Origin of the sequence: Mesorhizobium ciceri biovar biserrulae WSM1271 (genome assembly GCF_000185905.1) — a bacterium.
In the GTDB taxonomy this organism is placed as follows: Bacteria; Pseudomonadota; Alphaproteobacteria; order Rhizobiales; family Rhizobiaceae; genus Mesorhizobium; species Mesorhizobium ciceri.
Window position 1 is genome coordinate 298,700 of the sequence record NC_014923.1, and the last position, 14,515, is coordinate 313,214.

The following is a 14,515-nucleotide window of genomic DNA, read 5'->3' on the forward strand; positions in this document are numbered from 1 at the left end:
ATCCCAAACGTCGGTGCCATCCAGAGGTTAGCCGGCTCTATATTTCCGCGGATCCTGCGGGCCCTGCCGACCGCGACTCCAATTTCGTGGCTGCCCTGTCAGGGTGCGTGCAGAAGTTCTTGCCGAATGGGCTCGAGATAGGTTTGCGGATGCAAGCGTCCCCAAACATGGTCGCGCTCGGTCAGGTGCTTAACCTGCTCTATCCAGCGCCTCGGCGCATCAGGGTCCCTGACCTCATGCCAGTCGTCGACGATAATGACCGGCAGACCCTGATAGAGCGGGTCGAGCGGCGAGGTCTTGGTGACGACGATGCAGCCGAGATAAAACAGCTCCCATGTCCTATGGCAGTCCAGGCCGTTGCCTTCGGTGGACAGCACAAGCGGGTATTGCGAGTACAGTTGCCAGATCGAGCGCTGCGAGACGCGTTTCGTCAGGAAATCGACATGCGGACATCCGCGCAGGGCATCAAGCAGTTCCCGGCGCTGTCTCGAGCCATTGCTGATGCTGAAATCAGAGAACAGTCTGGGCGGGCGGCGGTCCACATGATCCTGCCGGGCGCGTATGATTTCCAGTTGCTTCACAAGCCCTTCCGGCGTGGCGAAGGACCGAGGCGTGTGAAGATCGAGCCCGATCGGGAAAGGCTTGACCCTGGGGTGAGTGCCGTCACAATTCTGGCTGTACCAGGAGACCAGGAAGGGGTTGGCGAGAAGCTGGTCGACGGTGTCCTTCGCCAGATCCGACGGCACCGAAGCATCGCCATCGGTCGTCAGCAGCGTGAACGGTGCCGTGATCGTCGGCAACACGATCCTGACGAACGTGTCGAGATCACAGGTTTGCGCATCCCTGGACAAGGTGCTCAGACGCAGCCAGACGATGCCATGTGCGCCGCTGTAATGCTGGCGGAAAAATGCCTCGCTCTGTGTCGATGCGGTTGACGCGTTGCGATACCAGCGCGGCCCGGCGAAATCGCAGAAATGTCCGATCCCCTGCGACCACAGCACGGGCGGAACGCCAAGAAATCTCAGCGCCCTGGAATAGACGGCTCTTTTGACTGCCCTTCGCAACCTGCCCATGGGCAACTCCTAGCGCGGATGCCAATACCGTTGCAACGTGCTGCCCGACATATTCGCCTTGAGCGGAACAAAGGCCAAAAGTTTCCCCGCAATACCCCTTCCGGCTCCGGAGAACCCAACTTACGACAGGCGCAGCCGCCGGCGAGGCTCGATCTACAGACTTGATTATGACAAAGGTCGAAGGGCTTGCGGTCGGCGCAAGGCCGCACGTCTCAATCGTGCAATTCCCGCGATATCGGCGGCCCCACCGAAAAGCCGGAGAATGTGACCTCGAAGCCCTCGCGTTGCGGCGAACAGCACATCATGCCGACATCGACCGTCCTGGAGATCGGAAAGTAGGCGAGCCGCACAGGCTTCCAGTGGCCGTCGGAAGCATCGAGATACTGGACACGGATCGTTTCGGCGTAACGGGTCAGCCGGATCCTGACGCCGCCCGGACCGGCATGAATGGCGACCAGCGACCAGTCTGACGTGTCGTTGGTGACCACGACGGAGAAATAGGCAAGGCCGTCGGTGTACTCGATACCGGCCTTGATCCAATGGGTTTCGCTGAGCCGGACCATCAGCCCTGCCTGATCATAAAGCACCTCGTAGTCGCCTTTGACGGTGACCTCGGCGGTGAAATCGCCTTCGACGGGCCGGTGCAGGAAGTGGCCATTGTCGCGCCAGAAACCGTAGAAGGTCTCGCGCCAGAAATCGGTCTCCTTGCCGGTGCGCACACGAACGCTGTCGCCGTCGATAGAATGGTGCGGCGGCGGGTTAAGCCAGGTCAGGTCCTGCACTGTCATCCTTCGCGCCGCTCCAATCCAGATGTGCATGGTGGGGTTGCCGGCGTGGTCGGCAGTGACCGATCAGCCCGGCTGATCGGTCGACGGCCGATCAGCCTGCGAATGTATAGGCCGTCTTCACCGTGGTGTAGAACTCCGCCGCATAGTGGCCCTGCTCGCGCGGCCCATAGCTCGAACCCTTGCGGCCGCCGAAGGGAACATGGAAATCGACACCCGCCGTCGGCAGGTTGACCATCACCATGCCGGCCTCCGAATTGCGCTTGAAGTGCGTGGCATGCTTGAGGCTCGAGGTGCAGATGCCGGAGGTCAAGCCGAAGGGCGTGTCGTTGGCAACGGAAAGCGCCTCGTCATAGTCCTTGACGCGAATGACGCTGGCGACAGGCCCGAAAATCTCCTCGCGCGAACTGCGCATGGCGTTGGTCGCCTCGGTCAGCAACGCCGGCTGCAGGTAGAAGCCCGGCGTCTTGCGGTCGAGCCGCTCGCCACCGAAGGCGAGCGTGGCACCTTCCCTGACGCCGATGGCGATATAGTCCTCGTCCTGCTTCAGCTGCGTCGCGTCGACGACAGGACCGATCTGGGTCTGCGCGTCGAGCGCATCGCCGATGACCAGTTTGCTCATGCGATCCTTGAGGGCGTCGACGAAGCGGTCGTGAATGCCGTCAGCCACAATCAGCCTGGACGAGGCGGTGCAGCGCTGGCCGGTCGAGAAGAAGGCACCATTGAGCGCGCAATCGACGGCGATCGCGAGGTCGGCATCGTCGAGCACGACCAGCGGGTTCTTGCCGCCCATTTCAAGCTGGAACTTGCGCATGTGTTCGATGCTTGCCGCAGCGACGCGCTTGCCGGTGCCGACCGAGCCGGTGAAGCTGATGGCGTTGACATCGGGACTGTCGAGCATCGCCTGACCGACGACCGAGCCCTTGCCCATGACGAGATTGAGCACGCCCTTCGGCAGGCCGGCGCGATGCAGGATGTCGACGATGGTCCAGGCGCTCTCGGGAACCAGCTCCGCAGGCTTGAAGACGACGGTGTTGCCGTGTGTCAGCGCCGGGGCGATCTTCCAGGCCGGAATAGCGATCGGAAAATTCCACGGCGTTATGATGCCGACCACGCCGACCGCCTCGCGCGTCATCTCGACGCCGACGCCCGGCCGCACGCTCGGCACGACCTCTCCGGTCAAACGCAACGTTTCGCCGGCAAAGAAGTCGAATATCTGGGCGGCGCGAATTGTCTCGCCGATGCCTTCGGCCAGCGTCTTGCCTTCCTCTCGCGCCAGATTGCGGCCGATCTCGTCCTTGCGCGCCAGAATCTCGTCGGAGGCCTTTTTCAACACCGCGTGACGCGCCAGCGGACCGGAGCGGGACCAAGCCGGGAACGCTGCCTTGGCCGCAGCGATCGCCTGCTGGGCCTGTTCGACACCCGCCGAGGCATAGTCGCCGACGACGTCGCCGGTATCCGAGGGGTTGATGTTGCGCGAACCGGCATCGCCGACCCACTCGCCATCGATGAGGTTCTTTCGAAACAGCGTCATATCGTGTGTTCCTGCTTGTTGGCCGCGCGGGCATCTGTCTGAACTGGTATTTGCCAGACAATTGCCTCGCGGGAAAGCAAACAGTGAACCGCCAGCCGCGACAAAAATCCCCGTGCCTGCGCCGCGCGGATGGCGGGCGACGACGATTCCCCATCGAGCCTCGATGCAGCCAACCTCCATCGTGCATCAATCCGCTTGGGCCGATTCGTCCTGTACACTTATGTCCATAGCCTTGATTTGCCTGAGGCAGCATGTCATGCGTCGTGTCGATGGCAGCTCTCGAAACGACGATTCAGCGCGCCGGCGCCACCGGCAACATCAAGGCCACTCGCGAAGACTGGCTGAAGCTTGCGCTTGAAACGTTGATCTCTGACGGAGTCGAACGCGTCCGCGTGCTGACGCTTGGCCAGAAGCTCGATGTGTCGCGCTCCAGCTTCTACTGGTATTTCAAGAGCCGGCAGGATCTGCTCGATCAGTTGCTGGACTACTGGCGGCAGACGAATACCAAATTTATCGTGGAACGCGCCAGGCGGCCTTCCGCCACCGTCATACGCGGGGTGATGAGCATTTTCGAATGCTGGGTGGACGAAAGGCTGTTCGACCCCCAGCTGGATTTCGCGATCAGGGCCTGGGCCCGTCGCTCGCCCGCCATCAGGCGCGCCTTAGACGAGGCCGACGAGGAGCGTGTCAACGCCATACGCGACATGTTCATGCGTCACGGCTACGACGAGGAGGATGCCTTCGTGCGGGCCCGCGTGCTGTATTTCATGCAGATCGGCTATTACTCGCTTGAGCTCAACGAGCCGATGAGCAGCCGCCTGCCTCACGTCGCCGGTTATCTGCGCAGCTTCACCGGCCAGGAGCCTCCGGCGGAGGATGTCGAGGACTTCTCGCGCTATGTCGAGAAGACGCTTTCGCGCAACCGATAGTACGGCCCGGCCGCCGCGGCCTGACGATTTCGCTTCGCGCATCGGCCCAATAGCAAGCACGGTTGCTGCCGACAGCAGCAGAGGAGCCCTCTGCCGTATCGGCGCAGAGCGGCGTCACGGGCGCTCATTCCGCTGCCCGCCAACCTCTAGACACATATGTACAATACCGATAGGGTACTCCACACTGGCTGGGCGGAGTGCGACAGGATGAAATCCCAATATCGGGCGATCGTCATCGGCGGCGGCGTGGTTGGAGCCTCGGTGCTCTATCACCTGGCGAAGTTCGGCTGGAGCGACGTCGCGCTGATCGAACGCGAGGTGCTGACCGCAGGGTCGAGTTGGCATGCGGCCGGCGGGTTCCATGCGCTGAACGCCGATCCCAACATCGCCGCCCTGCAGGCCTACACGATCGACTTGCTCTCCGAGGTCGAGAAAGAATCGGGCCAGAGCATCGGCATGCACATGACCGGTGGCATCTCGGTCGCCTCCGCGCCGGAGCGCTGGGAATGGTTGAATGCGTCATACCGCATCTTCCAGACCATGGGCATCGACGATGTCCACCTGGTCGGAGTCGATGAGATCAAGCAGCGCTGCCCGATTCTCAACACCGATGGCATGCTGGGTGGACTCTATGCCGCGCGCGAAGGCCATATCGATCCCTCGGGCGTCGTGCACGCCTATGCCAAGGCAGCCAGGCTGCGCGGCGCCGATATCATCGAGCACAACCGCGTGCTGGCACTCAACCGCCGCGCGGACGGCGGCTGGGACGTAGTCACCGAGAAGGGCACGGTCATTGCCGAACACGTCGTCAATGCCGGCGGGCTGTGGGCCAAGCAGGTCGGCCGGATGGCCGGCATCGACCTGCCGGTGTCGCCGATGGAGCACCATTATCTCGTCACCGAGGCGCTGCCCGAAATCCAGGCGCTGGACAAGGAATTGCCGCTGATCGTCGATCTCGAAGGCTTCACCTACATGCGCCAGGAACAGAAGGGCCTGCTGCTCGGCATCTACGAGATCAACCACAAGCACTGGAACATGGATGGGGCGCCGTGGGATTACGGCATTGAACTGATCCAGGAAGACACCGACCGCATCGCCGACGAGTTGGCCCTCGGCTTCAGCCGATACCCCTGCCTGGAGAATGCCGGCATCAAGCGCTGGGTGAACGGCGCCTTCACCTTCTCGCCAGACGGCAATCCGCTGGTCGGCCCGGTGCGCGGGGTTCCCAATTACTGGGTGGCGTGCGGCGTCATGGCCGGTTTCCTGCAAGGCGGCGGGGTCGGCAAGTCGCTTGCCGAATGGATGATCCATGGCGAGCCGGAAGCCGATGTCTACGGCATGGACATCGCCCGCTATGGCGATTTCGCCTCCAACCGCGAATACATCAGGCAGACCACCGGGCAGTTCTATTCGCGCCGCTTTGTCATGAGCTATCCCAACGAGCAGTTGCCGGCGGGGCGGCCCTTGAAGACAGCCGGCGCGCATGACGCGATGGATGCCGCCGGCGCGCGCTGGGGCAATTCATGGGGCATGGAAGTGCCGCTCTATTTCGCGCCGCATGGCTTCGTCGAGACACCGACGCTGAAGCGCTCCAACGCCTTCGACATCGTCGCACAGGAGTGCCGCAAGGTGCGCGAGGGCGTCGGTCTGCTCGATATCACTGCCTTCTCACGCTACGAAATCGCCGGGCCGCAGGCGGAAGCTTGGCTCGACCGGCTGCTTGCCTGTGCGCTGCCCAATCCGGGTCGCGCCAAGCTCGCGCCTATGCTCGGCGAAAACGGCAAGCTCAAGGGCGACCTCACCGTCTTCAACTGGGGCGATGGCTCCTGGTGGATCATGGGATCCTACTATCTGCGGCAGTGGCATATGCGCTGGTTCGAGCAGCATATGAGCGACGGCGTCACCGTCCGCGACATTTCAGACGCGGTCGTCGGTTTCTCGCTGGCTGGTCCCAATGCGCGAATGCTGCTTGAGCGCCTCACACATCAGGACGTTTCGCACGAGGCCTTTGGCTTTCTAGCCTGCAAGACATTGGATGTCGGGCTGGTGCGGGCCAAAGTCGGGCGGCTCTCGGTCATCGGCGAACTCGGCTACGAGATCCATTGCCAGGCCAATGAGCACGCAGGCCTGCGCCGCGCGCTGCTTGCCGCAGGCAGCGATCTGGGCGTCACCGAATACGGCTTCGGCGCGGTCAATTCGCTGCGGCTCGAAAAGAGCTTTGGTATCTGGTCGCGCGAGTTCACGCAGGACTATACGCCCGATGAGACCGGGATGGACCGCTGGATCGCTTTCGACAAGGGCGATTTCATCGGCCGCGAGGCGGCCCGGAAGGAGCTGAAGGCTTCATCGAGGCGCACGTTGGTGACGCTTGAAATCGACGCGGTGGACGCCGATGCCAGCGGTTACGAGCCGGTCTGGTATAGAGGCAAGCTTGCTGGCTTCGTCACCTCGGGCGGCTACGGCCATACGGTCGGCAAGAGCCTCGCCATGGCGCTGGTCGAGCGCGAGGTGGCTGATATCGATACGCAGTTGACAACCCACATCGTCGGCGTCGAAAGAGGTGCGCGCGTCATCGCCTCGTCGCCATACGATCCACTGGGCAAGGCGATGCGGGCATGACCGATCGAACGGGTGACGTCGGTGCGGAAGACCATGCGATGATCCACGTTTCTTTCCGAAAATCAGGCCTGTCCGGCACGTCATGACCACACGCTATTCCGCCTTTTCGCTGTTCAAGGAGGGCCTGGCCGGCCAAACCGGCTGGCAACCGGCGTGGCGCTCGCCCGAGCCGAAACTGTCCTATGATGCGATCGTCATCGGTGGCGGCGGCCATGGGCTGGCAACGGCCTATTACCTGGCCAAGAACCACAACATCACCAGCGTAGCGGTGCTGGAAAAAGGCTGGATCGGCGGCGGCAACACCGGCCGCAACACCACCGTGGTGCGCTCCAACTACTATTATCCGGAGAGCGTCGAGCTCTACGGGCTGGCGCACCGGCTCTATGAGGGATTGTCGAAAGAGCTCAACTACAACGTCATGCTGTCGCAACGCGGCATGGTCAATCTCTGCCACTCGACCCGCGAGATGGAGATCGGCGCCCGCACCGTCAACGCCATGCAGATCAACGGCATCGATGCGGAGCTGTTTTCGCCTGACGATGTGCGCCGGGTGGCGCCGATCTACAATTTTTCACCGGACGCACGCTTCCCGGTGTTCGGCGGTATCTGGCAAGGCAGGGCCGGAACGGCACGCCATGATGCGGTCGCCTGGGGCTATGCGCGGGCCGCAAGCCGACTCGGCGTCGACATCATCCAGAACTGCGAGATCACCGATTTCATCATCCAGGGCGGCCGCTGCCGTGGCGTCCAGACCTCGCGTGGCGCGATCCGTGCCGAGCGTATCGGCATGGCGGTGGCCGGGCATTCTTCGGTGCTGGCGGCCAAGGCCGGCTTCCGCCTGCCGATCAATTCCTATGCGCTGCAGGCCTGCGTTTCCGAGCCGGTCAAGCCAATCCTCGACACGGTGGTGCTGTCGCCCGGCTGCGGCGTCTATGTCAGCCAGTCGGACAAGGGCGAGATCGTCATCGGCGGCGGGCTCGACCGCATCCCCTCCTACGCGCAGCGCGGCAATCTGCCTACGCTGGAGGGGGTGATTGCCGGCCTGCTGGAGATGTTCCCGATCTTCGGCCAGCTCAAGCTGATGCGGCAATGGGCTGGGATCGTCGATGTCGTGCCGGATTCCTCGCCGATCATCGGCCCCTCGCCGCTGCCCGGCCTGTTCCTCAATTGCGGCTGGGGCACGGGCGGCTTCAAGGCCATTCCCGCAGGCGGCACGCTGCTGGCGAACCTGCTGGCGACTGACGAACACAACCACATCAGCCGTCCGTTCGACCTTGATCGCTTCGCCAGCGGGCGCCTGATCGACGAAGCGGCCGGCTCCGGCATCGCGCACTGATACATGTCGCCCAAAAGTGCGCAGCGGTTTTGGGAGAACGACATGCATAAAGACGAAGATTGAGGATTTTATGCAGCTTTTCCCTTGCCCATTCTGCGGCCCGCGCGACGAAACCGAATTCCACTATGGCGGCGATGCCGGCAATGCGCGGCCGGATGGCGCCGATGTGCCGATCGATCGCTGGGCTGATTACCTCTATCTGCGCACCAACCCGAAAGGCACGGCGCGCGAAATCTGGGTTCACATGAACTGCGGCGAGTTCTTCGTCATGGAGCGCGACACCGTCACCCACAAGGTGCTGTCCTCGGCCGCACTCGGCGGGGAGCACGTCGCGTGACCGCCTCGCGCCTTGCCACCGGCGGCAGCGCCATCGACCGCTCGCGCCTGATCCGCTTCAGCTTCGACGGCACCACCGTGCAAGGCTTTGCCGGCGACACCATCGCCTCGGCGCTGCTGGCGGGTGACGTCGCGGTCGTCGGCCGCAGCTTCAAATATCACCGGCCGCGCGGCATATGGGGCGCCGGCGTCGAGGAGCCAAATGCGCTGGTCGATATCGGCGGCTCGCGGGCGACGCCCAACACGCGCGCCACGACCGAGCCGGCGCGCGACGGACTGGTGGCGAAAAGCGTCAACGCCACGCCCAGCGCACTGGCCGACCGCAACGCCTTCCTGGACCGTTTTGCGCGCTTCATCCCGGCCGCGTTCTACTACAAGACCTTCATGTGGCCGGACTGGCACAGGTTCGAGCCGCGCATCCGCGCCATGGCGGGGCTGGGCACAGTCGATGCCGACTGGACCTCGCCCGGCATGGCCGACCAGATCAACCATCATTGCGACGTGCTGGTGGTGGGCGCGGGGCCGGCAGGGCTGGCGGCGGCAAGACTGGCGTCCGGTGCTGGCCTGACCGTCACACTGGTCGACGACCAGCAGAGCCCCGGCGGATCGCTCGGCCATCGTGCCGCGGAGATCGACGGCAAGCCGGCGGCCGTATGGGTCAAGGAGACGATTGCCGGGCTTGCCGCTGGCGGTCACCTCATCCTGCCTTCGACCACCGCCTTCGGCATTTACGACCACAATCTGGTCGGGCTGAACCAGCGTCATCTCGACGGCCGGCCGGATACGCTGTGGCGCGTCAGGCCGCGCCAGATCGTGCTGGCGACCGGCGCCATAGAGCGACCGCTGCCCTTCGCCAACAATGACCTGCCGGGCATCATGTCGGCGGATGCGGCGCTCGCCTATCTCCGGCGCCACGCTGTGCTGGTCGGCCGCCGCATCATCGTCGCAGCCAACAATGACAGCGCCTATGAGGTGGCGGGGGCGCTTGCCGAGGTCGGCGCCGAAGTCAGGCTTGTCGATATCCGGCGTGACGGCACGCCTGCGGCGGCGGCCAATGTCCGGCTGATCAAGGGGCGTTCTCTCGCATCCGCCAGCGGCAAGCTGCGCGTCGACGGGGTGACGCTCGACGACGGCACGAGGTTCGATGCCGATTGCGTTGTGGTCTCGGGCGGCTGGACGCCGACCATTCATCTCTTCGGCCAGGCCAAGGGCAAGCTCGCCTGGAGCGATGCGCGCGCGGCCTTCCTGCCGGGCGAACCGGTCGGCGGTATCGCCGTGGTCGGCGCCGCAGCCGGCGCGGTCTCCTTGTCGGAGGTGTTTGCCGGCGTGGAAAAGGCATTCGCCGGCAAGGAAAACGCGGCAACACCACGCAGCACCGGGCCGGAGGCGACGGACGGCATTCTCCCGGCCTGGCCGATGCCGGGCTCGAAAGGCCGCATCTGGATCGACTATCAGAACGACGTGACGGTGAAGGACGTCGAGCTGGCCGCACGCGAAAACTTCGTCTCGGTCGAACATCTGAAGCGCTACACCACGCTCGGCATGGCGACCGACCAGGGCAAGACCTCCAACCTGCCCGGGCTGGCGCTGATGGCAGGGATTACCGGCCGCACGGTGCCGGAGGTCGGCACCACCACCTACCGGCCGCCGTTCACGCCGGTGCCGCTGGCAAGCTTTGCCGGCGCGCGCGTCGGTGAATTGATGGCGCCGGTACGGCGGCTGCCGCTCGAAAACGTCCATCGCGCCAGCGGCGCTGTCTTCCAGGAATATGGCGGCTGGCTGCGGCCTGCTCATTATGGCGGCAACGCGGACGCGGAACGTTCGATCGCGGACGAGGCGCGACGTGCGCGCCAGTCGGTCGCGCTGTTCGATGGTTCGACGCTCGGCAAGATCGAGGTGATCGGGCCGCAGGCGGCGGCGTTCGTCGATTTCCTCTACTACAACACCATGTCAACATTGAAACCGGGCCGCTGCCGCTATGGCTTCATGCTGTCTGAGAACGGCGTGGTCTTCGACGACGGCGTGCTGGTGCGGCTGGACGAGCATCGCTTCATCGTGTCGTGCTCGTCCTCGCATGTCGCCGCCGTCCATGCGCGGCTGGAGGAATGGCGCCAGGACCGTTTTGGCCGCAGCGCCGTCTACATCCACAACGCCACACCGGACATGGCGACACTGACCGTTTCGGGGCCAAATGCCCGCAAGCTGCTGGAAAAGCTGCATCTTGGCCTCTCGCTCGACGATGCCGACCTGCCGCATATGGCGATCGGTCATGGCACTTATGCCGGCGACGAAGTCCGCATCGCCCGCGTCAGTTTCACCGGCGACAGGAGCTACGAGATTTCGATCCGGGCCGACCACGCCGAGCCGCTATGGGCGCATCTGCGCGAGGCCGGCCAGGCGCTCGACGCCATCGTCATCGGCCTGGAGGCGCTGATGATCCTGCGTGCCGAAAAGGGTTTTATCGTCATCGGCAAGGACACCGACGGCACCACATTGCCGCATGATCTCGGCGTCCACGGTCCGCGGGCCAAACGCAAGACCGAGTTCGTCGGCCGACGCTCATTGTTCACCGAGGAGGCGTCGCGTGACAATCGCATGCAGCTTGTCGGGCTGGCAGTGCCGCAAGGCGAAGCACCGCTGCCGACCGGCGCGCATGGCATCAAACGGATCGACGGCAGATTGCGCAGCCAGGGCTTTGTCACCTCGAGCTACCAGAGCCCGACGCTTGGCCGCCCGGTTGCGCTTGGGCTGATAGAGCGCGGCGCGACGCGGCACGGCGAGACGATCGACATCCAGTATCTCGGCAAGATCAGCAAGGCGACGATTACCGCCCCTTGCGCCTTCGACCCGGCAGGAGACCGGCTGCATGCGTGATCTCGCGGAAAAATGGTCCGTTGCACCGGACTGGCAGGGCGCGGTCATCGCCACGCCGGGCCTTGCGATACGAGCAGTCCTCGACCTCTCCCAATTGCTGGTCAGCGGCGATCTCGACGCATGGGCGCGAGTATCTGGCGTGGACCGCACTGGTGTCGGAGCCTTTGGCACCGCACAAGGTGACCGCTATGCGGCGCGGCTGGCGCGCGACCGGCTGCTGATCGTCTCGAACAGCCCGCTTGCCATCGCCTCGGGCTGGCACACAGACGGGTTCGCGGTGACGGCGATCAGCGCCGGGCTGCAAATGTTCGAGGCCGAGGGCACGGCGCTCGACGCTTTCATCGCGCGTGGAACGACGCTCGATCCCAGCCAAGCGAGCGCCAGTGCAGCGCTCTCATTCGCAGGCATCAGCGCCGTCGTCTATCGCCGTGACGGCAAGCTGCGCATCCATGTCGATCGCGGTCTTGCCGCCTATCTCTGGACATGGATGGAAATTGCCGCCGGCAACATCGCCGCAGGATCAGCGAAGTAGCCGGTTACGGCTGGTCAGAGTGTGAACGACCAGAACAGGCAGGCCAGCGTCGCGGCGGCAAACACGACGAAGAACAGGCTGCGCAGCAGGACGTTGCGGCGCAGCTCGTTCATGACGAAGTGACAACCGACGATCGCCGCGGCAAACAGGAACCGCCAGTTCAGCAATGTCCACACGGCGCTGCCCTGCCCGAACGCCCATCTGGCGACCAGACAGCCGACGATGGTCGCAAACAGTGCGATCACGGTCCAGAAAAGGGCATCGGCGGCATGGGTCAGGACGATACCGGCCGCCCTTATCGGCAGGATCATCATCAGCATCGCGCTGAAGAAATAGACGGCGGCAATCGGGATGAACACGCCGGCGTCGGCAATGCCGTCAAGGCGCCTGACGCCGATCGCGCCATAGGGATAGCCGTGCCTGGCGACAGCCAGGCTCAACGCCATGAGCAAGGCGGTCAGCACGGCGACCAATGCGAAGGATGTGAGGGCTTTGCTCATGACGTTCCTGTCCCAGACGAATCAGACAGGAACGGTTTTAACGGTCGGTCGTAAATTGCGCGTAAGCGGGGGCGCTGCCCTCACGGATTTCGTTCAGTTCAATCTGGCTGACGACAGGCTATTCAGCGGCGATCCGGCCTGCCGAACGATTGGCCAGCACAAAGCCGACCTCGTCGACCGCCTGCGCCGCACGCTTAAGGATCGCCTCGGAGCGCAGCACGCCGTCGGTGAAATCCTTGTCGGTGGCGTAGACGGCGGTGGGCAGCGCAAAGGCCTCGAAGAAGCCGAACAGCGGCCGCAGCTGATGCTCGACGATCAAGGCATGGCGCTCGCCACCGCCGGTCGCCGTCAGCACGATGGGCTTTCCCCGCAATGCCGCCGGATCGATCAGATCGAAGAAATGCTTGAACAGGCCGGTATAGCTGCCCTTGTAGGTCGGCGAGCCCACGACAAACACGTCGGCGGCGAGGATTTGTTCCAGGATCGCGTGCGCCTGGCCGTCGAGATCGCGGGCCCATTTCGCCGTTCCCAGCGACGGCCCGAGATCCTCGATATCATAGGTGCTCGCCGATAGGCCGTGGCTGGCGGCGATGTCCCTGGCGACCAGATCGACGAAGGCGCGCGTCTTTGACGGCCTGGTGATGTTGCCGGAAAAGCCGACGACTGTTGGGTTTGACATGGCAGTGGGCCTCTTGAATGGTCGAAGGTTTGACGTGGCGGGCCGCCAGCCCGCCGGTGGAAATCAGCTCCAGGCGTGCAGCGGCGGATTTTCGCCGTTGAGGAAATATTTGCCGAGGATCGAGTATTTCCAGCGCACCGGATCGTGCAGCGTGTGCGTGCGGGCGTTGCGCCAATGCCGGTCGAGATTGTGCTCGGCCAGGGTTGAGCGGGTCCCTGCCAGTTCGAACAGCTTGTTGGTGGCGGCGATGGCGATCTCTGTCGACAAGATCTTGGCTTCAGCAGTGACGATCTGGGCGTGCGCCACCGTCTCGGCTGTCGGCTCGGCCACTGCCCGGTCGATTGCATGACCGGCCTTTTCGAGCAGCGCCTGCGCCGCGTGCAGGCGCAGCGTCAGGTCGCCGATGGCCTGAATGGTGTAGGGATCGTCCCAGGCGTTGTCGACGCCGCTGTCGATCCAGGCGCGGCTTTTGGTCCTGACGAAATCGACCGTCTCGTTGATCGCCGCCTGGGCGATGCCGGTGTCCACGGCCACCTGGATGATCTGGAAGATGGCGCCGTCGGCGGTCGGTTTGTCGTAGCCCTTGTAGCCGGGTACCAGATGCGTCTTCGGCACCTTGACGTTGTCGATGATGACGGTGCCGGACAGGGTCGTGCGCTGGCCGAAGCTCGACCAGTCGTCGATGACGGTCAGGCCGGGTGCGCCGCGGTCGGCGATCGCATACCAGGCGCGGCCCTCGTCATCGAGCGCCACGATCGGCACCAGATGGGCGAGCAGCGCGCCGGACGAATAGAATTTCCGGCCGCTGACAACCACATGATCGCCGGCATCGGTGAAGCGGGTCTCGAAATCGGCGGCGCGCTTGGAACCGAACTCGGAAAAGGCGTTGCCGAACCGGGTGCCCTTCAGCGCTTCGGCGAACAGCAGCTTCTGCTGATCGGCGTCGGACACGGTGCGGACGGCGGCTACAACACCGAGATGATTCTGCGCAACCTGGCCAATCGAGGAATCCGCCGCCGAGATGATCTCGATCACCTTCGCCAGCGTCGCATAGGACACCTCCGGCCCACCGAATGCCTTGGGTACATTGATCGACCACAGGCCGCTTTGCGAAAAGGCATCGAGTTCGGCGACCGGCCAGATCCGTTCACGGTCGCGCCGGGAGGAGTCCTTGACGAATTCGGCGGCGAGCGCATGGGCAACCGCAATCGCCTCGGCGTCGTCCTTGATGATGTGCGCCGGGGCGGTCGGCCTTGCGACTGGCGGCACGGCGGCGGAAGCCTTGTCGGTCTTGACGGTCGAAACGGTCATTTCACTG

At 64.0% G+C, this 14,515-nt stretch carries 12 protein-coding genes; 6 read left to right on the forward strand and 6 right to left on the reverse strand.

Annotated elements, in window-relative coordinates:
* Positions 1-98: 98 nt before the first annotated feature.
* The 3 genes from MESCI_RS01355 to MESCI_RS01365 form a co-directional block, all read right to left on the reverse strand.
* Complete coding sequence (locus tag MESCI_RS01355) at positions 99-1,073, reverse strand: hypothetical protein (protein ID WP_013528143.1); 975 nt, start codon at positions 1,071-1,073, stop codon at positions 99-101.
* A 212-nt stretch (positions 1,074-1,285) separates the two neighbouring features.
* Complete coding sequence (locus MESCI_RS01360) at positions 1,286-1,861, reverse strand: DUF1349 domain-containing protein (RefSeq protein WP_013528144.1); 576 nt, start codon at positions 1,859-1,861, stop codon at positions 1,286-1,288.
* Between the two features lie 91 nt (positions 1,862-1,952).
* Positions 1,953-3,392 (reverse strand): aldehyde dehydrogenase family protein, encoded by a 1,440-nt coding sequence (locus tag MESCI_RS01365; protein WP_013528145.1) that lies wholly within the window; start codon positions 3,390-3,392, stop codon positions 1,953-1,955.
* Between the two features lie 269 nt (positions 3,393-3,661).
* On the opposite strand from MESCI_RS01365, the gene MESCI_RS01370 reads away from it, so the two are divergent.
* The 6 genes from MESCI_RS01370 to MESCI_RS01395 all read left to right on the forward strand — a co-directional run bounded on the left by MESCI_RS01370 (position 3,662) and on the right by MESCI_RS01395 (position 12,018).
* On the forward strand, positions 3,662-4,321 hold the full coding sequence (locus tag MESCI_RS01370) for a TetR/AcrR family transcriptional regulator (RefSeq protein WP_024501867.1): 660 nt from the start codon (positions 3,662-3,664) through the stop codon (positions 4,319-4,321).
* Positions 4,322-4,528: 207 nt separating this feature from the next.
* The gene (locus MESCI_RS01375; RefSeq protein WP_013528147.1) at positions 4,529-6,940 is read left to right on the forward strand and encodes a GcvT family protein; all 2,412 of its coding nucleotides are present in this window, start codon (positions 4,529-4,531) and stop codon (positions 6,938-6,940) included.
* Between the two features lie 82 nt (positions 6,941-7,022).
* Complete coding sequence (locus tag MESCI_RS01380; protein WP_013528148.1) at positions 7,023-8,276, forward strand: sarcosine oxidase subunit beta; 1,254 nt, start codon at positions 7,023-7,025, stop codon at positions 8,274-8,276.
* Positions 8,277-8,346: 70 nt separating this feature from the next.
* Positions 8,347-8,613: a sarcosine oxidase subunit delta gene (locus MESCI_RS01385; protein ID WP_013528149.1), complete on the forward strand. Its 267-nt coding sequence runs from the start codon at positions 8,347-8,349 to the stop codon at positions 8,611-8,613.
* The gene (locus MESCI_RS01390; protein ID WP_013528150.1) at positions 8,610-11,486 is read left to right on the forward strand and encodes a sarcosine oxidase subunit alpha family protein; all 2,877 of its coding nucleotides are present in this window, start codon (positions 8,610-8,612) and stop codon (positions 11,484-11,486) included. Before MESCI_RS01385 ends, MESCI_RS01390 begins: the two co-directional genes overlap by 4 nt.
* The gene (locus tag MESCI_RS01395; RefSeq protein WP_013528151.1) at positions 11,479-12,018 is read left to right on the forward strand and encodes a hypothetical protein; all 540 of its coding nucleotides are present in this window, start codon (positions 11,479-11,481) and stop codon (positions 12,016-12,018) included. The genes MESCI_RS01390 and MESCI_RS01395 overlap by 8 nt, the downstream gene beginning before the upstream one ends.
* 14 nt (positions 12,019-12,032) lie before the next feature.
* Here MESCI_RS01395 and MESCI_RS01400 read toward each other — a convergent pair whose 3' ends face one another.
* The 3 genes from MESCI_RS01400 to MESCI_RS01410 all read right to left on the reverse strand — a co-directional run bounded on the left by MESCI_RS01400 (position 12,033) and on the right by MESCI_RS01410 (position 14,508).
* On the reverse strand, positions 12,033-12,518 hold the full coding sequence (locus tag MESCI_RS01400) for a hypothetical protein (protein WP_013528152.1): 486 nt from the start codon (positions 12,516-12,518) through the stop codon (positions 12,033-12,035).
* Between the two features lie 118 nt (positions 12,519-12,636).
* A complete protein-coding gene (msuE, locus tag MESCI_RS01405) occupies positions 12,637-13,197 on the reverse strand; it encodes an FMN reductase (RefSeq protein WP_013528153.1) in 561 nt (186 codons plus the stop codon).
* Between the two features lie 63 nt (positions 13,198-13,260).
* On the reverse strand, positions 13,261-14,508 hold the full coding sequence (locus MESCI_RS01410; RefSeq protein ID WP_013528154.1) for an SfnB family sulfur acquisition oxidoreductase: 1,248 nt from the start codon (positions 14,506-14,508) through the stop codon (positions 13,261-13,263).
* Positions 14,509-14,515: the final 7 nt, after the last annotated feature.